Source organism: Actinomadura flavalba DSM 45200 (assembly GCF_000374305.1).
Classification (GTDB): Bacteria; Actinomycetota; Actinomycetes; order Streptosporangiales; family Streptosporangiaceae; genus Spirillospora; species Spirillospora flavalba.
The window spans coordinates 123376-145776 of the sequence record NZ_KB894102.1; the positions used below are offsets into that span (position 1 = coordinate 123376).

The following is a 22401-nucleotide window of genomic DNA, read 5'->3' on the forward strand; positions in this document are numbered from 1 at the left end:
CCCTGGGGTCCTCGCCCCGGTCGCGGGTGTTGCGACGGCAGGAGTCTCCTGGCTCCCGGATCGACGCTCACCCCGGCCTTCCCGCCCCTTCGGGCAGTGGCCGTGCGGTGGGGTTCGCTCCCCGGTCACAGTGGCGGGACCGCGCCGGATTCGCACCGGCTTCCTCCCTTTGCCATCGTCTGACCAGAAGCGTACGGCAGCGCGAGCCGGTCGAAAACTGGGGTTACGATCCTCCCCGTGTCGAATGTCGAGGCCGCGGGGCGTTCCCGTCCCGACGCCTGTCCGGGCCTGGTGCAGACGCACCCGGCGGCCGACGGGCCGCTGGCGCGCGTCCGCACGCCCGGCGGGGCGGTCTCCCCGGCCCAGCTCAGGGCGCTGGCCACCGCCGCGCGGGACCTCGGGACGGACGTGATCGAACTCACGTCCCGCGCGAACGCGCAGGTGCGCGGCGTCCGAGATCCGGCGGCGCTGACGGCGCTGATGACGTCGGCGGGGCTGCTGCCGTCCCCGGCCCACGAGCGGGTCCGCAACATCGTGGCGTCCCCGCTCGGCGGCCGGACCACGGGAGCCCTGGAGACCGACCCGCTCGTCCGCGCCCTGGACGCCGCCCTGTGCGCCCGCCCCGACCTGGCCGCCCTGCCCGGCCGCTTCCTCTTCGCCCTGGACGACGGCTCGAACGACGTGACCCCCCTCGACGCCGACGTCACCCTCACCCCGGACGGCCTCCTCCTCGCGGGCCACCCCACCCCCCTCACCGGCCCCCCGATCCCCCTGCTCCTCGCCGTGGCCGAAACCTTCCTGGCTCTACGCGAAAACGCCTGGCGCCTGACCGAACTCTCCAACGCCCCCACCCGCATCACGACCGCCCTCACGCCCAACACCGAACCCCCGACCAACGACACGCCAGACACGCCCTCCCCCACGAGCCAAGACCGCCCCGCGCCGGGCGCACCCCCGCGCGAAGCGGACGACTCCGCGCCGGGTGCGACCTCCCGCGTAAAGCAGGACCGCCACGTCCCAGGCACGCCCGCCCCCACGAGCCAGAGCCGCCCCGCGCCGAGCACACCCCCGCGCGAGGGAGACCCCTCCGCACCGGGTGCGGCCTCCCGCGCAGGGCAGAACCGCCCCGCGCCGGGGGTGCTCGCGGCGCGGGGCGACGGTGTGGTCGGGGGGCGGGTGGGGGTGTTCGTGCAGCGGGACGGGCGGTTCGGGGTGCAGGCGGTGCCGCCGCTGGGGCGGATGTCCGCCGCGCAGGCCGAGGTGCTGGCCGGGTGCGGGGAGGTGCTGCGGTTCACGCCGTGGCGGAGCGTCATGGTGCTGGACCTCCCGGCGGCCGAGGACGTCGTGCGGGTCCTGCGCGAGGCCGGGTTCGCCGTGGACGACGGGTCGCCGTGGCTCGGCGTGACGGCGTGCACCGGCAGCCCGGGATGCGCGAAGTCGCTGGCCGACGTGCAGCGGGACGCCCGGCGGTGGACGTCGGGGCTGGAGCGCGCCCCGGAGGTGCCCGTGCACTGGGCGGGATGCGAGCGCGGGTGCGGGACGCCGCGCGGAAGGGTCGTCCAGCGTGTGGCGACCGTCGATGGTTACCGAGAAAGACTGCTTTGAGCGATTACATCCGGGACGGCGCCGAGATCTACCGGCGGTCGTTCGCGACGATCCGCGCCGAGACCGACCTGTCGGGCCTGACGCCGGGGTTGGCGCGCGTCGCCGTCCGCATGATCCACGCATGTGGAATGACCGACCTCGTCGACGACCTCGGCGCCTCGCCGGGCGTCGAGGAGCACGCACGGGCGGCGCTGCTGGCCGGGGCGCCGATCCTGTGCGACGCGCACATGGTGGCGTCCGGCGTCACCCGGTCGCGGCTGCCTGCGGGCAACGACGTCGTGTGCACGCTGCGCGAGCCGGGCGTCCCCGCGCTGGCGGCGGAGCTGGGCACGACCCGCAGCGCGGCGGCGATGGAGCTGTGGCGGGACCGGCTGGAAGGGTCCGTGGTGGCGATCGGGAACGCGCCGACGGCGCTGTTCCGGCTGCTGGAGATGGTGGCCGAGGGCGCGGGACGCCCGGCGGCGGTGCTCGGCATCCCGGTCGGGTTCATCGGGGCGGCCGAGTCCAAGGACGCCCTGGCCGCGAGCGACCTGCCGCACCTGGTGGTGCGCGGGCGGCGCGGCGGCAGCGCGATGACGGCGGCGGCGGTCAACGCCCTCGCCAGTGAGGCGGAGTGATGGCGGGACGGCTGTACGGCGTGGGCGTCGGCCCCGGCGACCCCGAGCTGGTCACGGTCAAGACGGCCCGGCTCATCGGCGCGGCGGACGTCGTCGCCTACCACGCGGCCCGGCACGGCCGCAGCATCGCCCGCTCGATCGCCGCCCCGTACCTGCGGGACGGGCAGGTCGAGGAGGCCCTGCTGTACCCGGTCACGACGGAGAGCACCGACCACCCCGGCGGCTACCTCGGCGCCATGGAGGACTTCTACGCCGACTGCGCCGCCCGGCTGGCCGCGCACCTGGACGCGGGCCGCACGGTCGTCGTCCTCAGCGAGGGCGACCCGCTGTTCTACGGCTCGTACATGCACCTGCACAAGCGCCTCGCCCCGCACTACCCGGCCGAGGTGGTGCCCGGGGTGACGTCGGTGAGCGCGGCGTCGGCGGCGGTCGGCCTGCCGCTGGTCGAGCGGGAGGAGACGCTGACCGTCCTGCCGGGCACGCTCCCGCCCGCCGAGCTGGCGGCGCGCCTGGGGTCGGCGGACGCGGCGGCGGTGCTCAAGCTGGGCCGCACGTTCCCGAAGGTCCGCGACGCGCTCGCCGAGGCGGGCCGCCTGGACGACGCCTGGTACGTCGAACGCGCCTCCACGGGCGCCGAGCGCGCCGTGCCGTTCGCGGACGTGGACCCGGCGGAGGTGCCGTACATGTCGCTGGCACTGCTGACGAGCCCGGCGAACCGCGCGTACGTCGCGCCGTCCCCCGTTCCGGACGTCCCCCGCGACGGCGGCGGTGTGGTCGTCGTCGGGCTGGGTCCGGCGGGCCGCCCGTGGCTGACGCCCGAGGCGCAGGAGGCGCTGGCGGCGGCGACCGACCTCGTCGGCTACGGCCCGTACGTGGACCGCGTGCCGCCGAACGCCCGCCAGCGCCGCCACGTCACCGGCAACCGCGTGGAGGCCGACCGGGCCCGGCACGCCCTGGAACTGGCCCGCGAGGGGGCGCGCGTGGCGGTGGTCTCCTCGGGCGATCCGGGGATCTTCGCGATGGCGGCGGCCGTCCTGGAGGTGGCCGAGGACTTCCCGGACGTTCCCGTGCGCGTCGTCCCCGGTCTCACCGCCGCGCAGGCCGTCGCCGCCCGCGCGGGCGCTCCGCTCGGCCACGACTTCTGCGTGCTGTCCCTGTCGGACATCCTCAAGCCGTGGGACGCCGTCGAACGCCGCCTCACGGCCGCCGCCGAGGCGGACCTGGTGCTGGCGCTCTACAACCCTGCGTCCAGCCGCCGCCGCTGGCAGCTCCCGGCCGCCCGCGACCTGCTGCTGAAGCACCGCGCGCCCGAGACGCCGGTGATCGTCGGCCGCGACGTCGGCGGCCCCGAGGAGTCCGTGACCGTGACGACCCTCGCCGACCTGGACCCCGAGACGGTCGACATGCGCTGCCTGCTGATCATCGGCTCGTCCACCACCCGCGTCGGCCCCACCGGCGCGGTCCACACGCCCCGCCGCTACCCATGACGCGGCGCGCGGGCGCCCGGTCTGCCGCCGGGGCGCCCGCGCGCCGCGGCGTGCTCAACCGCGCAGGTACTCCTCCCAGGTCACGCGGGTGACGGCCGGGCCATCGTCCGGGCCGCGTCCGGACAGGCCGTTCTGGCCCAGGTAGTAGTCGCCCGCCTGGTTGCGCGCACCGGGCGACTGGTCGGTGTCGGAGATCGCGATCGCGTGGATGTGGTCGGCCCAGTCGCCCTGCGCGGCCGTGCGCAGCCACGCCGCGAAGCCGACCTTCCGCAGGGTGCGGACGACCGTCGTCCGCGTCGCGGCGGACATCCCCGAGACGGACAGGTCGAGCGCGCCGCCGCCGTCGTGCGTTCCCGCCGACGACGGATCGCCGCCGGGGTTGTAGGAACCCTGGGTCACGACGAGGCTCCGCCCGAGCAGGGATTCGGCCCGGCCGAGCATGGCCTTGGTGCGCGCGTTCATCGTCGCGCCCCGGTAGGTCACCCGCGCGCCCGGCGTGAGCGTGCGGACGACGGTGTAGGTGTCGGCGCCGAGGCTCCGCAGCGACGTGAGGCCGGGCAGCCCGGAGGCGTCCAGGCCGGTGTAGCCGAGCGACCGCTGGTACGCGGCGTACGCCTCGATCGTCTTGGTGCCGAAGTGCCCGTCCACGTACGACGCGGCGAGCAGCCCGCGCGCCCGCAGCGCCGACTCGACCTGCTGCACGCTCGCCTTCGCACCCGGCGTCAGTGCGGTTCCGGAGCGGCGCGGGTCGATCTGCGCCGCCTTGATCACCGCCTCCATGTCGACGGACGGCAGCGCGCGCGCCGCAGCGGGCACCGCGAGCGGGCCGAGGGCCACGAGCGCGGCCGTGGCGAGCCGGAGACCCGTCGTCGCGGCCCTCATCCGCAGTGCTCGTAGGGGCTGGTGTAGGACGACGAGCCGACCGACCCGCCCCACTTGACGCAGGTGCTTCCCGCCGACTTGGTCACCGGTCCGGCGTAGTAGGCGAAGTTGCCCGAGTCGGTCGTCTTGGCGCCGCCCTGCACCTGGAGGTGCGCCGAGACCGCCGACGGCGTGCCGAGCGACGTGCTCTTGAGCGTCGTCACGCAGTTCTGCCCGGTGCTGGACTTGTAGAGCAGGTAGACGCGGCCGCCGGTCAGCGCGCGCGAGTTGATCACGGCGAAGCCGGAACCGCAGACCTCCGCCGGGGTGTACGGGTTGGTGCTCCCGCCGCAGCCGTTGTTGCTGGTGAAGGTCGTCTTGGCGTAGTACGGGACGGCGCGCCCGCCGAGGACGGCGCGCTGCGCGGTGCCGTTGAGGCGCTGCTCGTAGTGCAGGTGGGGGCCCGTCACCCCGCCGGTGGCGCCGGCCGCGCCGATCCGCTTGCCGACGGACACGCTCTGCCCGACCGACACCGCCTGGGACGACAGGTGCGCGTACCGGGTCGTCCAGCCGCCGCCGTGGTTGATCTCGATCCACCGGCCGTAGCTGGTGGAGCCCTCGTTGGCGACGCGCGACACGGTGCCGCCCGCCGACGCCAGCACCGGCATCCCGGTGATGCCCGACTTCTGGAAGTCGACGGAGTTCGCCGGGTTGTGCCCGGCGAACGTCGCCGCCGTGACGGACGTGCCGCAGGTGAAGGGCACCTGGAAGGCGGGGGCGGCGGACGCGGCCGGGGCTCCGGCCACCGTCCCTGCGGCGGCGAGGGCGCCCGCTGCTGCGAGCACTGTGGATCTTGTGCCGATTCGTACCATTCGATGACCTCCGCTGTGCGAGGGGGAGCGCGGAATCTGAATGACCGAATCGACTGTGACACAACAGATCTTCGAGCGGCAGGCCCATTTCCGTGGGCCCCGGGACCTACCTCCGAATGCGTTAACACAAAAGAAACGTCGGCAAGAGCGAGATTGAACATGACGGGGGCGCCGTCTTCGTAAATTCTGCTCCATGGGAACGCCGGTTTCCCTTCCGTTCACGGTTCTCCGCGAAGGGCTCCCGGGCAGGAGGGGCGCGTCCCGCCGCCGCTCGGCGGCTCTGGTCGCCGAAAGGGGCGCGTTTCCGTGAGCAAGGTCTTCCTCATCACCGGCGCCGGACGCGGTATGGGCACCGAGATCGCCAGGGCGGCGCTGAAGGACGGGCACCGCGTCGTGGCGACGGGCCGCCGTCCCGAGGCCGTCGAGGAGGCCGTCGGCGGGCCGTGCGACGACCTGCTGGTGACGAGACTCGACGTCACCGAACCGCAGGACGCCCAGGACGCCGTGGCCGCCGCCCTCGACCGCTTCGGCCGCATCGACGTGCTGGTCAACAACGCGGGCACCTTCTGCGCCGGGCATTTCGAGGAAGTCTCGCCCGAGCGGATGCGGGCGCAACTCGAAACGAACCTGTTCGGCCCGATGAACGTCACCCGCGCCGTCCTGCCGACGCTCCGCGAACAGCGTTCCGGGCACATCATGACGCTGTCGTCGTTCGCGGGACTCGTCGGGCAGGAGTTCTGCGCCGCCTACTCGACGTCGAAGTTCGCCGTCGAAGGCTGGATGGAGTCGCTGCGCTACGACGTCAAACCGTTCGGCATCGACACCACCATCGTCGAACCGGGCCTCTTCCGCACGGAACTGCTGGCGGACGCGTCCACGACGTGGCCCGACGTGGCGATCGACGACTACGCCGAGCGCACCGCCGAGCAGCTCGCGTCCTGGAAGGCCCTGCACGGCGACCAGCCCGGCGACCCGGCCCGGATCGCCCGCGCGCTCCTGGGCGTCGCCGCCCTGGAGCATCCGCCGCTGCGTTTCGTCGCGGGCGACGACGCCATCGCCACGGCGCTCAACAAGGCGTCCGAGCTGAGCCTGGAGGCCGAGGAGTCACGCGGCCTGGGCAGCCTGCTGTCCTTCGACGACCCCGACCTCTGACCCGCACCGACCGGAGGAGCCACCGATGACGACCACCTGGACCGACGACGAACTCGCCCGCATCGGCGACGCGGAGGAACTGCACCTCGCCTCGGCCCGCGCCGACGGCGAACTCCGCGACCCGGTGACGATCTGGGTCGTCCGCGACGGCGACGACCTGTACGTCCGCTCGATGAACGGCCGCGACGGCGCCTGGTTCCACGGCACCGAGGACCGCCACGAGGGCGAGATCCACGCCGGCGGCGTCGACAAGCACGTCACGTTCGAGGAGTCCGGCTCCGACCAGTCCCTCAACACCCGCCTGGACACCGCCTACCACACCAAATACGACCACTACGGCCCCCGCATCGTCGGCACGGTCGTCAACCCCGAAGCCGCCGCCGCAACCCTCCGCCTCGTCCCCCACCCCTGAGCCCTACGGCGTCAGGGTCCGCACGGCGGTCACGCCGCGCGCCCGCATCCAGACGCGGAGGGCGGGCGGCGCCGCGCGGACGAGCCGGTCCGCCTCGGAGGGGCCGAGGGAGGACGCGGACGCGGTGAACGTCCGGCCGTCCAGCTCGACGGTCACGGGCTCCGGGCCGGACGGTCCCGGCGCGCGGGAGCCGATGAGAACGAGCGCGCCGCGCGCGCGGAAGTAGGCGAAGCGGGCACTCTCGGCGCCGTGGCGGTGCACGGTCAGGCCCGGTGGGTCCTCGTGGGTCAGGAGCAGCACGCGGCCCCGGGTGAGGTGGAAGAGGGCCGCGTTGGCGCGTCCCGCCAGCCGGACGGCGAGTTCAGGCAGGTTCACGGGGCGCCTTTCAGGATGTGGCCCAGGTGGCGGCCGTTTCGAGGTCGTGGGTCGTTGTGATGGCCGGTGGGGTGGGTGGGCGGTCGATGAGGAGGACGGGGAGGGTGGCTTCGCGTGCGGCGGTGAGTTTGGCCCGGGTGAGGGGGCCGCCGCTGTCCTTGGTGACCAGGTGGGTCAGGGCGTGGGTGCGGATGAGGGCGTGTTCGCCCTCGACGGTGTAGGGGCCGCGTGCCAGGAGGACGTGCACGTTCGGCGGGGTCGGCGGGTCCGGTGGGTCGACGGAGCGGGCGAGGAACCACGCGTCGGTGCGGGCGGCGAACAGCGGGATGCTGCGGCGGCCCGTGGTCAGGAAGACGCGGGCGCCGGACGGCAGGGCGCCCGCCGCCGCCTCCAGGGACGGGACGCGCGTCCAGTCGTCGCCCGGCCCGGCCGTCCAGCCGGGGCGGCGCAGGGCCAGCAGCGGGACGCCCGTCCGGGACGCGGCCTCGGCGGCGGACGCGCTCATCCGGGCCGCGAACGGATGTGTGGCGTCCACGAGCCGGTCGACGCGCTCGGAGACCAGCCACGCCGCGAGCCCGGCGGCACCGCCGAACCCCCCGACGCGTACCTCCCCCACGGGCAGCTTCGGATCGCTCACCCGCCCCGCCAGCGACGACACCACCGCCACCCCGGGCACGAGGCTCAGCCGCGCCGCCAGCGCCCGCGCCTCCGCCGTCCCACCGAGAATCAACACCCGCCTCACAACGCCCACCCCTCCACCCACCCGACGACCACGTCCCACCCCACCCGAGCGTCCACCGCACAAGCCGATCCACGCGACGCAGCACAAGCCGGTCTACGCGACACCGCACAGACCGATCCACGCGACACCGTGCAGGCCCGTCTACGCGTTACCGCGCAGGCCCGTCCGCGCGGCACGACACATCCTCGTCCGCGCGGCACCGCACAAGCCCGTCCGCGCGGCACGGCACAGACCCGTCCACGCGGCACCGCGCAGGCCGGGCCACGCGGCACCGCACAGGCGCGCCCACGCGGCGCGGAGCCCGGCGTCCTGCCGCGTCGGTGGGTCACGGCGGCGTGCAGGGGCGGTCGCGGGCGGCGCTGTAGAGGTGGCTGTCGGGGAAGTCGTGGGCCGTGAGGACGCGGCCGACGACGATCACCGCCGTTCGCCGCACCCCCGCCTCGTGCACCTGCGCGGCGATCGTCGCCAGGGTGCCGCGCAGGATCAGCTCGTCCGGCCGGGACGCGCGCGCGACCACGGCGACGGGCGTGCCGGGCGCGTAGTGCGGCGCCAGCTCGGCCACGACCGCGTCGATCCGCTGCACGGCCAGGTGCAGGACGAGCGTCGCGCCGCTCGCGCCGAGCGTCGCCAGATCCTCGCCGGGCGGCATCGGCGTCGCGCGCGCCGACGTCCGCGTCAGGACGACCGTCTGCCCGACGCCCGGCACGGTCAGCTCACGCCCCAGCGACGCCGCCGCCGCAGCGAACGCCGGCACCCCGGGCACGATCGCGTGCGGCACGCCCGCCGCGTCCAGCCGCCGCACCTGCTCCGCGACCGCGCTGAACACCGACGGGTCGCCCGAGTGCAGCCGCGCCACGTCGTGCCCCGCCCGGTGCGCGGCGACCAGCTCCGCGACGATCTCGTCCAGCGTCAGGTTCGCCGTGTCCACAAGCCGCGCCCCGTCCGGGCACGCGTCCAGCAGCTCGCGCGGCACCAGCGACCCCGCGTACAGGCACACCGGGGCCCGCTCCAGCACCCGCAGCCCGCGCACGGTGATCAGGTCGGCCGCCCCCGGCCCCGCGCCGACGAAGTAGACCGTCATGGCCGCTCCTCCCGGACGCCGCCGGGCGCCGTCGCGCGCGCGTCCCTCACGGCGCCGCCTTCCGCGCCGTCCACACCGTGACGGGCATCGCCGGACGCCACCCCGTGAAGCCGCCCACCGGCGCGGCGCGCTCGACGTGCAGCCGCACCAGGTCGCCGCCCAGCTCGTGCCGCGCCTGCGCCACGCGCGCCTCCGACTCCAGCGTCACCGCGTTGGCGACCAGCCGCCCGCCGGGCGCCAGCGCGTCCCAGCACCGCTCCAGCACGCCCGGGACGGTGAGCCCGCCGCCGACGAACACCGCGTCCGGGGCGGGCAGCCCGGCGAGGGCGTCCGGCGCCGTCCCGGTCAGCACCGAGACGCCCGGAACGCCCAGCGTGTCCGCGTTCCGCGTGATCCGCTCCGCCCGTCCGGGATGGCTCTCGATCGCCACCGCCGCGCACGACGGGTGCGCCCGCGCCCACTCGATCGCCACGCTCCCCGCCCCGGCGCCCACGTCCCACAGCAGCTCGCCGGGGAGCGGCGCCAGCTTCGCCAGCGTCACCGCGCGGACCTCGCTCTTGGTGAGCTGCCCGTCGTGCTCGTAGAGGTCGTCGGCGAGGCCGGGCGCGCGCGGCAGCGGCACGGCGGACGGCCCCGCCGCGCACTCCACGGCGACGATGTTCAGCGCCGACGCGGCGGGCGCCGTCCACGCCGCCGCCGTGCCGCGCTCGACCGTCTCCGACGCGGCGCCCAAATCCGACAGCACGTGCAGCGCGCTCGGCCCGAACCCGCGCCCGACCAGCAGCGCCGCCACGATCGACGGCGTCTCCCGCCCGGCGCTGAGCACCAGCAGCCGCCGTCCCGGCGCGACGGCCGCGTTCAGCACGCCGGGCGGGCGGCCGACGAGCGACACCACGTCCACGCGCTCCTGCGCCCATCCCAGCCGCGCGCACGCCAGCGCCACCGACGACAGCGCGGGCAGCACCCGCAGCCGCTCGGGGCCGACGAGCCGGGCGAGCGTCGCGCCGATGCCGTGGTGCATCGGGTCGCCGCTCGCCAGGACCGCGACCGCGCGGTCCGCGTGGCGTTCGAGCAGTCCCGGCAAAGCGGGCAGCAGCGGCGACGGCCACGCCACGCGCTCCGCGCCGGACTCCGGGACGAGCGCGAGCTGCCGCGCGCCGCCGAACAGCACCTCGGCGTCCGTCAGCGCGGCGCGCGACGCGGCGGGCAGCCCGTCCCAGCCGTCCGCGCCGATCCCGACGACGGTGATCACATGCCCTCCCCCGATGCGAAACGGCGAGAAGTCTATATACCTGGCGTTATGCGACTATGACCGGGTGAAGCGGCTCCTCATCATCGGCATCGGCGCGGGCGACCCTGACCACCTGACGTTCCAGGGTGCGAAGGCCATCGCCGCCGCCGACGCGTTCCTCATCGTCGACAAGGGCGAGACCAAGCACGACCTGGCGCGGCTCCGGCACGACCTCATCGCGGCGCACGCCACCGGCCCGTACCGGGTCGTGCAGGCGGACGACCCCGAACGCGACCGGACGACCCCCGCCTACACCGCCGCCGTGGCGGACTGGCGTTCGCGCCGCGCCGCCCTCTACGCGGACTTCCTCCGCGACGACCTCACCGACGGCGAGACCGGCGCCCTCCTCGTCTGGGGCGACCCGGGCGTCTACGACAGCACGCTCGCCGCGCTGGACGAGGTCGCAGAACGGGTCGCGTTCGACTACGAGGTCATTCCGGGCATCACGAGCATCGCCGCCCTCACCGCCCGGCACCGCGTCGGCCTGACCCGCGTCGGGCGTCCCGTCCACGTGACGACGGGCCGCCGCCTGGCCGCCGAGGGCATGCCCGCCGACGACGTCCTCGTCATGCTCGACGCGCACTGCTCGTTCACCGACGCCGACGACGACGTCCACATCTACTGGGGCGCCTACCTGGGCACCCCGGACGAAATCCTCATCTCCGGCCGCGTCGCCGACGTCGCGGACGAGATCCGCGCGGCCCGCGCCACGGCCCGCGCCGACAAGGGCTGGATCATGGACACCTACCTGCTGCGCCGGGAGCCCTGACCCGGCCCGGACCAGCCGTCCAGCCGTCCAGCCCGAACAGCTTCTCCATCCAGAAGAGCAGCATCTCGCCCCAGTGGCCGAGGACGATTCGAAGGCCGGGGTGGCGGTCGAACGCGCCGCTGAGGATGAGCCGGAGCGCGGCGAGGCCGGTGTCCAGGTGCCAGCCCCAGCCGAAGGTCGCCAGGCCGAGGTCGAGGTCGGCGCCGAGGCCCCGGTAGGCGGCGTCGCGCTGGGCGCCGGTGGGGATCTGCGGGTGGATGAAGAGCGGTTGACCCAGCCGGGCGGCGGTGGCGAGCAGGTCGTCATAGGCGGGGTCGTCCAGGGTGCGGTCGCCGGTGCGTCCGTGGAGCATCGCGCCGACGTGGCCGACCCGGGTGGCGCAGCGTTCGAGTTCGACGGCGGCCGCGTCCGGGTCTACCGGCGGATCAACGAGCCGGAGTGAGCCGCACGGCGGCGTCGGTGTCGGCGGTCGCGAGGTCGGCGTTGATGTGGGCGGCGGCGAGCGCGCCCGCCGCCGCCGAGGCGCCGACCTGGGCGGTGAGGTCGGTGGCGTTGCCCGCCACCCACACGCCCGGGACGTCGGTGGTGCCCGCCATGCCCGCGACGAAGCGCCTGCCCATGGCGTTCGGAAGATCCTCCATGGGCAGGCGCAGGCCGGCCAGCCCCTCGGTGCGGGCGAGCAGGGTGGTCGCCACGGCCAGGACGCGGCGGGCGACGGTCCGCCCGTCCGCGAGCCGGACGCCCGTGACGCCGTCCGGGCCGGACTCCACGCGCTCGACCGGGGTGTCGATGACGCGGATGCCGCGAGCGGTGAAGCGGGTCCTGGTGTCGTCGTCCAGATCGGTGCCGTGGGCGAAGTACGTCAGGTCGTCGGTGAGCTGACGGAACAGGACGGCGTGGTGCACCGACGCGGGGCTCGTGGCGAGCACGCCGATCGGCTCGTCGCGGACCTCCCAGCCGTGGCAGTACGGGCAGTGCACGACGCCGCGGCCCCAGTGCCCGGCGAGGCCGGGGATGTCGGGCAGGACGTCGCGCAGCCCCGTCGCGACGAGCAGTCGGCGCGCCCGGAGGCGCCCGCCGTCGGCGAGGGCGACCGCGAAGCGCGGGTCGCCCTCGGGCGACGGCTCGGCGGGAGCGGCCGACGTGACCTCGCCCGGCACGACGTGCCCGCCGTAGTGGCGGACCTCGTCGCGTCCCCGGCGCAGCAGTTCGGCGGGCGGCGTCCCGTCCAGGCCGAGGAGTCCGTGGACGCCCTCGGCGGGGGCGTTGCGCGGGTCGCCGCCGTCGATGACGACGACGGAACGCCGCGAGCGGGCCAGCATCAGGGCGCCGTTGAGCCCGGCGGCGCCGCCGCCGATCACGACGGCGTCGACGGTTCCGGTGGGAAGTTCGTTCGCAGCCATGGGGCCACCGTACGTACGCTTTGCAGCAGCAGCATAAGGTGTTGCGCATGACGCAAGACAATGGCGATCTGGACGGCCTCGTACGCAAACGCATCCGTGCCCTCCGGGTCGCGCAGGGCTGGTCCCTCGAAGAACTGGCCCGCCGCGCCCACATGAGCCAGTCGTCGCTGAGCCGGATCGAGAACGGGCAGCGCCGTCTCGCGCTGGACCAGCTCGTCATGCTCGCCCGCGCCCTGGACACGTCGCTGGACCAGCTCGTCGAGACGGCCACCGACGACGTCATCACCAGCCCGGTGATCGACGGCGCCCACGACCGGCTGCGCTGGCCCGTCAAGGCCGACCCCGGCCTGACCGTCATCCGCCAGCGCCTCACCGGCCCGCCGCCGGACGGCCCGTCCCGGCTGCGCGCCCACCCGGGCCGGGAATGGCTCGTCGTCCTGTCGGGCACCGCCGTCCTGCTGCTCGGCGACCGCCGCATCCGCGTCGAGACGAACCAGGCCGCCGAGTTCCCGACGATGCTGCCGCACGCGCTCGGCGCCGAGGGCGGCCCGTGCGACGTCCTCGGCATCTTCGACCGCGACGCCCGCCGGGGCCACCACGGGGACGCTGAGCCGCGCTGAGCCTTGCGCGCCGCGCCGCCCGGCGCGTCCTTGCCTTGCCCTATGCGCAAGCGGGGGCGCGACGGCCGCCCGCGCGACCTAGCGTGGCGGGCATGACCCACGCACACGGCTCCCACCGGCACGGACACGACCACGACCAGGCCGAGATCCTCGACCTCGACGCCGAGGTGCTGGCCGAGCACCTGGCGTCCATCGTGGCGTGGCTGCCCGTCCCGGCGGCGCCCCGCGCGATCGTGGACCTCGGCTCCGGGACGGGCGCGGGCACCCTCGCGCTCCTCGCCCGGTTCCCGGACGCGCGGGTGACCGCCGTCGACGCCTCCCCCGCGCACCTGCGCCGCCTGGCCGAGAAGGCCGGCGGCGGCGTGCGGATCGTGGAGGCCGACCTCGACCACGACTGGCCCGACCTCGGCGCGCCCGAGCTGGTGTGGGCGTCGGCGTCCCTGCACCACATGGCCGACCCGGACGCGACCCTGCGCCGCGTCCACGACCTCCTCCCGCCCGGCGGCCTCTTCGCCCTGGTCGAACTGGACGGTTTCCCGCGTTTCCTCCCGCCGGACGCCCCGGCGGACCGGCCCGGCCTGGAGGACCGCGCCCACGCCGCGAGCGAACGCCACCACGCCGAGCACGTCCCCCATCGGGGCGCCGACTGGGGGCCGCGCCTGGCCGCCGCCGGATTCACCGTCGAGGCGGAGCGGACCGTCACGGTGAACATCGAGAAGGCCGCCTCGGCGTCGGTCGGCCGGTACGCGCTGAGCAGCCTGCGCCGCTTGCGCACCACGGTGGAGGACGCGCTGTCCCCCGACGACCTCGCGGCCCTCGACCGCCTGCTCGACCCCGACGACCCGGACGGCCTCCTGCGCCGCGACGACCTGTCCGTCCGCACCGAACGCCGCGTCTGGGCCGCCCGCCGGAACCGACCGTGAAAATGCGTGGTGCCGCCGGAGACAGCCCTTCCCCGGCGGCACCGTGCCTTGCCCCAGAGCGCCTTACCCGGTGAAAGGCCGACCATGCACGTCCGTCAGCGGACGAAGCCCTCTTTGCGCATCCAGTCGCGGGCTACGAAGACGGGGTCGCCGCCGCCGACGTCGACCTTGCTGTTGAGGTCCATCATGACCTTGGTGGTCAGTTTCGGGGCGATGCGGGCGAAGATCTGCTCGATCTCCGGGTGGCGGCGGAGCAGTGGGGCGCGGATCGTGATGGCCGGGTTGTAGTTGGGGAAGAAGCGGCGGCTGTCGGCCAGCGCGGTGAGGTTGAGGCCCGGGATGCGGCCGTCGGTGGCGGTGACCTCGCCGAAGACGCAGCGGCCCGCCGTGGTGGCGTTGAAGATGACGCCCGTCGCCATCTGGAACACGTTCCCGGACGGGACGCTGGACCCGTAGGCGAGGTCGTACGCCTTCAGCATCCCGCGCAGCCCGTCGTTGCGGGAGAAGAACTCCGACTCGACGCAGAACGTCCGCTGCGCGACCGGGACCTTCTTGATGTCGGCCAGGTCCTTCAGGCCGTACTTGCGGGCGTTCGCGGCGGTGACGACGAGCGTGTACGTGTTGTTCAGCGGCGCGGGCGGCGCGAGCCAGGCCAGGTCGTTGCGGCGGGCGTCGGCGTCGCGGACGGCGCGGAACTGCTCGTCCGCGTCGGGCAGCGGGTCCTCCTCTCCGAGGTAGGAGATCCACGCGGTGCCGGTGTACTCCCACATCAGGTCGTTGGCGCCGCGCGTCAGCGACCGCCGCGCCGTCGCGCTGCCCTGCACGTTCGTGCGGTCCTCGACCTTGGCCCCGGCGACGGTCAGCGCCAGCACGGCGATCTTGCCGAGGATGAGCTGTTCGGTGAACTCCTTGGACGTCACCCGGATCTCGGCGTCCTTCAGCCCGGCGACGGGCCGGATCGAGCCCGGCTCGACGTCCGGCACGAACGCCGACGCCGGTTTCAGCCCGCACCCGGCCAGCCCCGCCGTGAGGACGAGCGCGGCCAGCGCAGCCCCGGTCGTGCGTGCGCGCATCACAGCCCCTTCGGTGCGAGCAGCCGGGCGGCGACGCCGCCGAGCCAGTCGATGAGCAGCGCCAGCAGCGCGATGAGGACGCAGCCGGTGAGCAGCACGGGCGTCCGCTGCGTGGTGACGCCCGTGGTGACCAGGTCGCCGAGGCCGCCGCCGTTGATGAACGACGCGATGCTCGCCGTGCCGACCATGAGGACGAGCGTCGTCCGGATGCCCGCCAGGATCACCGGCGCGGCCAGCGGCAGTTCCACCCGGCGCAGCACGGTCACCGGCGGCATCCCGATGCCGCGCGCCGCGTCGGTCAGCGACGGGTCGACCTGCCGCAGCCCGACCATGGTGTTGCGCAGCGCGGGCAGCACCCCGTAGGCGACCAGCGCGACGATCGCCGTCCAGAACCCGACGCCCCACAGCACCGCCAGCAGCACCACGACGCCGATGGCCGGGGCCGACTGGCCGATGTTGGCGAACGCCAGCACGACCGGCGCCGCCCGCCGCGCCCACCGCCGCGACAGCGCGACGCCCAGCGGGACGGCGATCGCCAGCACGAGCAGCGTCGACACCAGCGTGAGCTGGACGTGCTCCCACGTCTTGGTCGCGACGTAGCCGGGCGCCAGGACGCGGCTCTCGATCGAGTCGAGCGACGAGGTCTCGATGTAGACCATCCACGCCAGCCCCGCCGCCAGGATGATCGCCGGTTGCAGCAGCGTCCGCCAGGACCGCGCGGTCGGCGCGTGCAGGCCCTCGCGCTGCCGCTCGGCCACCGGCGCGGTCACGCGTCGGCCTCGTCGCGCATGCCGCGCACGGCGGCCTGGACGGTGGCGAGCGTGACCGTCCCCCGGTAGGCGCCGGACGCCGAGACCACCGGGACGCGGTCGCGGTCCACCTGGATCAGCGCCTCCAGCGCGCGCTGGAGCGTGTCGTGCGCGCGGATCGGCGGCGCCGTGGGGCTCCCCCGCTCACCGACCGGGCCGGTGACGCCGGTCAGCTCGTCGGCGGTGATCCAGCGCCGGGGGCGGTCGCCGTCCTCCAGGACGACACCGCAGCGGCCGTCCTCCCGGAGCGTGGCGCGCAACTCGGCGGCGTCGTCGCCGGGGCGGGCCGAGACGACCTGTTCGAGGGGGACGTCCGCGACCCGGCCGAACGTTAGCAGCCGCATCGCGGACGTGCCGCCGAGGAACTGCTCGACATAGTCGTCGGCGGGGTTGAGCAGGATCTCCTGCGGCGTCCCGTACTGGGCGATCCGCGACCCCTTGTCCAGGACGGCGATCCGGTCCCCGATCTTCAGGGCCTCGTCGATGTCGTGGGTGACGAACACGATCGTCTTGCGGAGCCGTTCCTGGAGGGCGAGCAGCGAGTCCTGGAGGTGTTCGCGGGTGAGCGGGTCCAGGGCGCCGAACGGCTCGTCCATGAGCAGGACGGGCGGGTCGGCGGCGAGCGCCCGCGCGACGCCGACGCGCTGCCGCTGCCCGCCCGACAGGGCGCGCGGGTAGCGGTCGCGGAACGTCGCGGGCGGCAGGTCGACGAGGTCGAGCAGTTCGTCCACGCGGTCGGAGATGCGCTGCTTGTCCCACTTGAGCATCTTGGGGACGAGGCCGATGTTCGCCGCGACCGTCATGTGCGGGAACAGCCCGGCGTCCTGGATGACGTAGCCGATGTGGCGGCGCAGCTCGGTCGGGTCGAGGCTCAGCGCGTCCCGCCCGGCGACGACGATCTTTCCGGAGGTGGGCTCCTCCAGCCGGTTGATGAGCCGCATCGTCGTCGTCTTGCCGCTGCCGGACGGGCCGAGCAGCACGACGATCTCGCCGCCGGGGAAGGTGAGCGTGACGTCGTCCACGGCGGGGGCGGAAAGGCCGGGGAACCGCTTCGTCACGTTGATCATCTCGATGCCGGAGGAACCGGTCTCGGCGTCAGTCACGGATGCCTCGCGGTGTGGTCAGGCGGCCGACCAGAAGGAAACAGCCGTCGAAGAGCAGGGCCAGCAGGACGATGCCGAGCGTGCCGGCGAGCGTCATGTTCACGGAGTTGGCGCCGCCGAGCCGGCCGAGGCCGGAGAAGATCTGCTCACCGAGCCCGGGACCGGACACGTAGGCGGCGATGGCGCCGATGCCGAGCGCGAGCTGCGCGGCGACGCGGACGCCGGTGAGGATGACGGGCCAGGCCAGCGGGAACTCCACGCGCGCCAGCGTCGCGGCGCGCGACATCCCGATGCCGCGCGCCGCGTCCACGAGCGTGCGGTCCACCCCGGCCAGCCCGACGATCGTGTTCCGCACGATCGGCAGCAGCGCGTACAGGGTGAGCGCGACGACGCTGGGCGCGACGCCGAGGCCGAGCGGGGTGATGAGCAGGCCGAGCAGGGCCAGCGACGGGATCGTGAACAGCACCCCGGCCGACCCGGCGGCCAGCGCCGACCAGCGGGGGCTGCGGTAGACGGCGACGCCCAGCGCGACGCCGAGGATGAGGGCGGCGAGCACGCACTGGAGCACCATGCTCGCGTGCTGCCAGGTCTCGAACAGCAGTAACTCTCGGCGGCTGTGCAGGTACTCCCAGAAGTTCACGGCGCCTCCGCCTAGCCCTACCCCGACTGATCATCGAGCCACACCCGCACCGGACGCGTTATCAACTTGCAATCGCCTGATCGCCGGGAACCTCGCGGCGGTGGCCGCGCGTTCGCCGGAATGTCTACTATGCGGGACCGGGGGGTGATCCACGACGATCCCGCCCACCAGGGGAAGGGACGGGATGCTCGGTTCACCGGGGCGCGTGAACTCGGCGCTCACGACGACGATCGGCGGCGCCATCGCGGTCACGATCGCCGCCAACGTGGTCGTCCTCGCCGCGCGCTCCCTGGACCGGGAGGGTCCGGTCCGCGCCGATCCGGCCAGCCTGGTGTCGGTGCCGCAGGAGGCGCAGCAGGCCAGCGCCGTGCTGCCGCTGCGCAAGCGGCTCGTCCCGCACGTGCTCGTGGCGAGTTCGGCGCCGTTGCCGACGCCGGTGGTCGAGCGCGCGCAGAAGATCAAGGGCGTGGCGGGCGTGACCGTCGTGGACGCGGCGCAGACGCACATCGGCGGCAGGCCCGTCGGGCTGCTCGGCGTCGACCCGTCGGCGTTCCGCGCGTTCGCGCCCCGGCACACCGCCGAGTCCGACGAGCTGTGGCGGACGGTCGCGGGCGGCGGCGTCGCGGTGTCGTTCGAGATCGGCCGCAACGCGCTGCCGCTCGGGCAGACCGTTCCGGCGGGCAGCGAGCGCAAGCAGGGCAAGGTGCGGATCGGCGCGTACGCGTCGATGGGCATCCCCGACGTGGACGCGGTCGTCTCCCGCGAGCAGGCCAGCGCGCTCGGGATGCCGGTGGGCAACGCGATGGTGGTGTCGGCGCCCAAGGCCGACGCCGCCACGCTGAAGAAGAAGCTGCGGACCGTCCTGCCGAAGGGCACCAAGATCTCGGTGCTGACGGCGCAGCAGCGCGAGGAGGCGTCCGGCGCCAAGCCGCGCGCGCAGAAGCGCCCGCGCTTCACCGGCCGCCCGGACGGCGTCACCGGCCGGGCCACGACGATCACCGGCAACATGATGACGCCGACGATGCGCGCCGTCGTCATGGAGGTCAACCAGAACTTCGGCCCGTTCCCGGTGATCGGCTGCTTCCGCACCACCGGCGACCCGCAGGACCACGGCAAGGGCCGCGCCTGCGACTTCATGGAGGGCACCACCGGCGCCATGCCGAGCGCCGCCGCGATGCGCCACGGCGACGAGGTCGCCCAGTACACCGTCGCCAACGCCCGCCGCCTCGGCATCTCCTACGTCATCTGGAAGCAGCACATCTGGAACATCCGCGGCGGCGGCTGGCGCCCCATGGAGAACCGCGGCAGCATCACCCAGAACCACTTCGACCACGTGCACATCTCGGTCCAGCGCTGACCGTCAGGGCTGGAAGCGGTAGCCCATGCCCGGTTCGGTGAGCAGGTGGCGGGGACGGGCGGGGTCGGGTTCGAGCTTGCGGCGGAGCTGGGCCATGTACTGCCGGAGGTAGTGCGTCTCGGCCGTGTACGACGGGCCCCAGACCTCGGTGAGCAGGTGCCGCTGGGTGACCAGGCGGCCCGGGTTGCGGACCAGGATCTCCAGCAGGTGCCACTCGGTCGGGGTGAGCCGCACCGGCGTGCCGTCGGCGGCGCGGACGGTACGGGCGGGCAGGTCCACGGTGCCGTGGCCGACGGCGACGACGGGCGCGGCGTCGGACGGGACCGCCCGCCGGGTCACCGCGCGGATGCGGGCCACCAGCTCGGCGATGTCGAACGGCTTGGTGACGTAGTCGTCGGCACCCGCCTCCAGCGCCTCGACCTTGTCGGAGCTGCCCGCACGGCCCGACAGCACGATGATCGGGACGCGCGTCCAGCCGCGCAGGCCGTGCACGACGTCGACGCCCTCCATGTCGGGCAGGCCGAGGTCGAGGACGACCAGGTCGGGGTGCCGCTCCCCCGCCGCGCGCAGCGCGGCGGTGCCGGTCTCGGCCGTGTCCACGGCGTAGTCGCGGGCGCGCAGGTTGACGCGCAGGGCCCGCAGGATCTGCGCGTCGTCGTCAACGACCAGGACCCGGGCTTGCGTCGGCATGGGCCTCCGTTCTCGGTGCGGCGGGCAGGTCCACCACCATCGTCAGGCCGCCGCCCGGGGTGTCCTCGGGCGTCAGCGTTCCGTCCATCGCCTCGGTGAGGCCGCGCGCGACGGCCAGGCCGAGCCCGACGCCCGGGTGCCGGTCGTCGAGCCGCTGGAACGGCTGGAAGATGCGGTCGCGCTCCTGCTCGGGCACGCCGCGGCCCCGGTCGGCGACGCGGATCTCCACGCGGTCGCGCACGGCCCCGGCCGTGACGAGCACGGGCCGCCCGGGCGGGCTGAACCGCCGGGCGTTGCCGACCAGGTTGGCCAGGACGCGTTCCAGCAGCGCCGGGTCGGCCGCGACGTCCGGCAGGTCGGCGGGCAGCCGGACGGTCACGTCGCCGTGCGAGCCCAGTTCGTCGAGCACGCGCGGCATCGCCTCCTCGACGGCGACCGGCACGGCGTGGACGCCGAGCGCCCCGGCCCGCAACCGGCTCAGGTCGAGCAGGTCCGCGACGAGCCGGTCGAGCCGGGCCAGCGAGACGGCGGCGGTGTCGAGCAGTTCGGCGCGTTCGGCGGCGGTCCAGGCGACGCCCGTCCCGGCGAGGCTGTCCACGGCGGCCTTCGCCGACGCGAGCGGGGTGCGCAGGTCGTGCCCGACGGCGTTGAGCAGCGCCGTCCGCGCCCGGTCGGCGGCCTCCAGCGGCGCGGCCCGCCCGGCCTGCGCGGCCAGCCGCCGCTGCCGCAGCGCCCCGGCGGCCTGGAGCGCGAACGCCTCCAGCACGCGGCGGTCCCCGGCGGGCAGCGGGCCACCCCGGATCGCCAGCGCGAGGTCGTCACCGACGGGCAGCGCGGTGTCGCCCTCGCCGGGGCGGGTGCACGGGCGCCCGCCGACCGTGGCCACGATCCGCCAGTCGTCGCCGGTCCGCTCCAGCAGCGTCACCGACGTGAGCGCGAACGTCTCGCGCAGCCGCGCCAGCAGCGTGTCGAGCGCGTGGTCGCCGCGCAGCACGTCGCCCGCCAGCGTGGCCAGCACCTCGGCCTCGGCGCCGAGCCGCGACGCGCGGCGGGTGGCGCGGGCGGCGCGGTCGACGACGGCGCTGACCGCGACGCCGACGAGCACGAACACCAGCAGCGCGACCAGGTTGCGCTGCTCGGCCACGGCCAGCCGCCGCACCGGCGGGGTGAAGAAGAAGTTCAGCAGCAGGAACCCGGACACGGCCGCCACCAGCGCGGGCCGCAGCCCGCCCAGCAGCGCGACGCCGACGACGGCCGCGAGGAAGAACAGGATGTCGCCCGGCAGCGACACGTGCGCGCGGACGCCGAGCAGGACGAGCGCCAGCAGCGGCAGCCCGAGCACGGCGGCGGCGTGCCCGGCGAGCCGCCGGGTCCGCGACAGGCCGGGCGCCCGGCCGCGCGCCGGAGCCCGCAGCCGCCCGGCCGGGACGAGGTCGTGCGTGACCATGTGCACGTCGATGGGGCCGGACCGCGCCGTCGTCGTGACGCCGATGCCCGGCCGCAGGAGCTGCGCGAGCCGTCCGCGCCGCGAGACGCCCAGCACGAGCTGGGTGGCGTTCACGGCGCGGGCGAAGTCGAGCAGGGCGCGCGGCACGTCGTCACCGACGACCTGGTGGAACGTGCCGCCCAGCCCCTCGACGATCTCGCGCTGGCGGGCCAGGTTGCGGGGACGGCCCGCGGCGGTGAGCCCGTCGCCCTGCGCGACGTGCACGGCGAGCAGGTCCGCGCCCTTGGACCGGGCCGCGATCCGGGTGGCGCGGCGCAGCAGCGTCTCGCCCTCCGGGCCGCCGGTGAGCGCGACGACGATCCGCTCCCGCGCCTCCCAGGTGCCCTCGATGCCGTGGTCGGCGCGGTAGCGGCCGAGCTGCTCGTCCACCTTCCCGGCGACCCACAGCAGCGCCAGTTCGCGCAGCGCCGTCAGGTTCCCGACGCGGAAGTAGTGCGCGAGCGCGGCGTCGATCTTCTCCGGCCCGTACACGTTGCCGTGCGCCAGGCGGCGGCGCAGCGCCTCCGGCGCCATGTCGACCAGTTCGACCTGGTCGGCGCGGCGGACGAACGCGTCCGGCACGGTCTCGCGCTGCGGCACGCCGGTGACGGTCTCGACCACGTCGTTCAGCGACTCCAGATGCTGGACGTTGACGGTGGTGACCACGTCGATGCCCGCGTCGAGGATCTCCGCGACGTCCTGCCAGCGCTTGGCGTGCCGTCCGCCGGGCGCGTTGGTGTGCGCCAGCTCGTCCACGAGCACGACGTCCGGGGCGCGGCGCAGCACGGCGTCGACGTCCAGCTCGCCGAACTCCGCGCCCCGGTGCCGGACGGCGCGGCGCGGCAGCACCTCCAGGCCGTCCAGCAGCGCGGCGGTGCGGGGCCGGTCGTGGGTCTCGACGAGCCCGGCGACGACGTCGGTGCCGCGCCCGGCGCGGCGGTGGGCCTCCGCGAGCATCGCGTAGGTCTTGCCCACGCCGGGGGCGGCCCCCAGGTAGACGCGGAGCCGCCCGCGCGCCATGGCCGTCCCCCTC

The 22401-nt window shown here is 74.8% G+C and carries 22 protein-coding genes, 1 pseudogene and 1 riboswitch; of the genes and pseudogenes, 9 read left to right on the forward strand and 14 right to left on the reverse strand.

What is annotated here, in order from left to right:
• Window positions 1–19: 19 nt before the first annotated feature.
• A riboswitch (cobalamin riboswitch) is annotated at window positions 20–192 on the reverse strand.
• 45 nt (window positions 193–237) lie between these two features.
• From C229_RS35115 to C229_RS0126135, 3 genes are read left to right on the forward strand one after another with little or no spacing between them, the layout of a single operon-like run.
• Window positions 238–1605 carry a hypothetical protein gene (locus C229_RS35115; RefSeq protein WP_033424803.1) on the forward strand — a complete coding sequence of 456 codons (1368 nt, stop codon included), beginning with the start codon at window positions 238–240 and terminating at the stop codon, window positions 1603–1605.
• Window positions 1602–2222: a precorrin-8X methylmutase gene (locus tag C229_RS0126130; protein ID WP_018658079.1), complete on the forward strand. Its 621-nt coding sequence runs from the start codon at window positions 1602–1604 to the stop codon at window positions 2220–2222. The genes C229_RS35115 and C229_RS0126130 overlap by 4 nt, the downstream gene beginning before the upstream one ends.
• Window positions 2222–3709, forward strand: a complete 1488-nt coding sequence (locus C229_RS0126135) for a precorrin-2 C(20)-methyltransferase (RefSeq protein WP_018658080.1) — start codon at window positions 2222–2224, stop codon at window positions 3707–3709. Before C229_RS0126130 ends, C229_RS0126135 begins: the two co-directional genes overlap by 1 nt.
• Window positions 3710–3763: 54 nt before the next feature.
• Here the strand turns inward: C229_RS0126135 and C229_RS0126140 are convergent, their stop codons facing one another.
• Together C229_RS0126140 and C229_RS0126145 are read right to left on the reverse strand one after the other, a co-directional pair.
• Complete coding sequence (locus C229_RS0126140; RefSeq protein WP_018658081.1) at window positions 3764–4591, reverse strand: peptidoglycan-binding domain-containing protein; 828 nt, start codon at window positions 4589–4591, stop codon at window positions 3764–3766.
• The gene (locus C229_RS0126145) at window positions 4588–5415 is read right to left on the reverse strand and encodes a M23 family metallopeptidase (RefSeq protein WP_240487400.1); all 828 of its coding nucleotides are present in this window, start codon (window positions 5413–5415) and stop codon (window positions 4588–4590) included. The genes C229_RS0126140 and C229_RS0126145 overlap by 4 nt, the downstream gene beginning before the upstream one ends.
• Before the next feature lie 333 nt (window positions 5416–5748).
• On the opposite strand from C229_RS0126145, the gene C229_RS0126150 reads away from it, so the two are divergent.
• The gene (locus tag C229_RS0126150) at window positions 5749–6594 is read left to right on the forward strand and encodes an SDR family oxidoreductase (protein WP_018658083.1); all 846 of its coding nucleotides are present in this window, start codon (window positions 5749–5751) and stop codon (window positions 6592–6594) included.
• A 25-nt stretch (window positions 6595–6619) separates the two neighbouring features.
• The gene (locus C229_RS0126155) at window positions 6620–7006 is read left to right on the forward strand and encodes a DUF2255 family protein (RefSeq protein ID WP_018658084.1); all 387 of its coding nucleotides are present in this window, start codon (window positions 6620–6622) and stop codon (window positions 7004–7006) included.
• A 3-nt stretch (window positions 7007–7009) separates the two neighbouring features.
• Here C229_RS0126155 and C229_RS0126160 read toward each other — a convergent pair whose 3' ends face one another.
• The 4 genes from C229_RS0126160 to C229_RS0126175 form a co-directional block, all read right to left on the reverse strand.
• Window positions 7010–7381 (reverse strand): hypothetical protein, encoded by a 372-nt coding sequence (locus C229_RS0126160; protein ID WP_018658085.1) that lies wholly within the window; start codon window positions 7379–7381, stop codon window positions 7010–7012.
• Window positions 7382–7391: 10 nt separating this feature from the next.
• Window positions 7392–8123, reverse strand: coding sequence for a cobalt-precorrin-6A reductase (locus C229_RS0126165; protein ID WP_026314177.1), 732 nt, complete (start codon window positions 8121–8123; stop codon window positions 7392–7394).
• Window positions 8124–8448: 325 nt separating this feature from the next.
• A complete protein-coding gene (cobM, locus tag C229_RS0126170; protein ID WP_018658087.1) occupies window positions 8449–9204 on the reverse strand; it encodes a precorrin-4 C(11)-methyltransferase in 756 nt (251 codons plus the stop codon).
• 46 nt (window positions 9205–9250) lie between these two features.
• Entirely contained in the window at window positions 9251–10456 is a 1206-nt protein-coding gene (locus C229_RS0126175; protein ID WP_018658088.1) for a bifunctional cobalt-precorrin-7 (C(5))-methyltransferase/cobalt-precorrin-6B (C(15))-methyltransferase, read from the reverse strand.
• A gap of 13 nt (window positions 10457–10469) precedes the next feature.
• Between C229_RS0126175 and cobF the strand changes: the two genes are divergently transcribed.
• A complete protein-coding gene (gene cobF, locus C229_RS0126180) occupies window positions 10470–11264 on the forward strand; it encodes a precorrin-6A synthase (deacetylating) (protein WP_051109130.1) in 795 nt (264 codons plus the stop codon).
• On the opposite strand, the pseudogene C229_RS31930 reads toward cobF, so the two are convergent.
• Window positions 11230–11637: pseudogene (locus C229_RS31930) on the reverse strand (amidohydrolase family protein); the annotation flags it as partial. The gene cobF and the pseudogene C229_RS31930 overlap by 35 nt on opposite strands.
• Window positions 11638–11689: 52 nt before the next feature.
• A complete protein-coding gene (locus tag C229_RS0126195; protein WP_018658092.1) occupies window positions 11690–12667 on the reverse strand; it encodes an NAD(P)/FAD-dependent oxidoreductase in 978 nt (325 codons plus the stop codon).
• Between the two features lie 47 nt (window positions 12668–12714).
• On the opposite strand from C229_RS0126195, the gene C229_RS0126200 reads away from it, so the two are divergent.
• Window positions 12715–13287 carry a helix-turn-helix transcriptional regulator gene (locus C229_RS0126200; RefSeq protein WP_018658093.1) on the forward strand — a complete coding sequence of 191 codons (573 nt, stop codon included), beginning with the start codon at window positions 12715–12717 and terminating at the stop codon, window positions 13285–13287.
• A gap of 92 nt (window positions 13288–13379) precedes the next feature.
• Entirely contained in the window at window positions 13380–14210 is an 831-nt protein-coding gene (locus tag C229_RS0126205) for a class I SAM-dependent methyltransferase (protein ID WP_018658094.1), read from the forward strand.
• 95 nt (window positions 14211–14305) lie between these two features.
• Here C229_RS0126205 and C229_RS0126210 read toward each other — a convergent pair whose 3' ends face one another.
• The 4 genes from C229_RS0126210 to C229_RS0126225 are packed head-to-tail and all read right to left on the reverse strand — an operon-like array spanning window position 14306 to window position 17835.
• A complete protein-coding gene (locus C229_RS0126210) occupies window positions 14306–15283 on the reverse strand; it encodes a glycine betaine ABC transporter substrate-binding protein (protein WP_026314179.1) in 978 nt (325 codons plus the stop codon).
• The gene (locus tag C229_RS0126215; RefSeq protein WP_018658096.1) at window positions 15283–16053 is read right to left on the reverse strand and encodes an ABC transporter permease; all 771 of its coding nucleotides are present in this window, start codon (window positions 16051–16053) and stop codon (window positions 15283–15285) included. The genes C229_RS0126210 and C229_RS0126215 overlap by 1 nt, the downstream gene beginning before the upstream one ends.
• Complete coding sequence (locus C229_RS0126220; protein ID WP_018658097.1) at window positions 16050–17195, reverse strand: ATP-binding cassette domain-containing protein; 1146 nt, start codon at window positions 17193–17195, stop codon at window positions 16050–16052. Before C229_RS0126220 ends, C229_RS0126215 begins: the two co-directional genes overlap by 4 nt.
• Entirely contained in the window at window positions 17188–17835 is a 648-nt protein-coding gene (locus C229_RS0126225; protein ID WP_018658098.1) for an ABC transporter permease, read from the reverse strand. Before C229_RS0126225 ends, C229_RS0126220 begins: the two co-directional genes overlap by 8 nt.
• A gap of 184 nt (window positions 17836–18019) precedes the next feature.
• Here C229_RS0126225 and C229_RS0126230 point away from each other — a divergent pair, with 184 nt between their 5' ends.
• Entirely contained in the window at window positions 18020–19192 is a 1173-nt protein-coding gene (locus tag C229_RS0126230; RefSeq protein ID WP_018658099.1) for a VldE C-terminal domain-containing protein, read from the forward strand.
• Between the two features lie 3 nt (window positions 19193–19195).
• Here the strand turns inward: C229_RS0126230 and C229_RS0126235 are convergent, their stop codons facing one another.
• Both C229_RS0126235 and C229_RS0126240 read right to left on the reverse strand, forming a co-directional pair.
• Window positions 19196–19882, reverse strand: coding sequence for a response regulator (locus C229_RS0126235; protein ID WP_018658100.1), 687 nt, complete (start codon window positions 19880–19882; stop codon window positions 19196–19198).
• Window positions 19851–22388 (reverse strand): DUF4118 domain-containing protein, encoded by a 2538-nt coding sequence (locus C229_RS0126240; RefSeq protein ID WP_018658101.1) that lies wholly within the window; start codon window positions 22386–22388, stop codon window positions 19851–19853. Before C229_RS0126240 ends, C229_RS0126235 begins: the two co-directional genes overlap by 32 nt.
• Window positions 22389–22401: the final 13 nt, after the last annotated feature.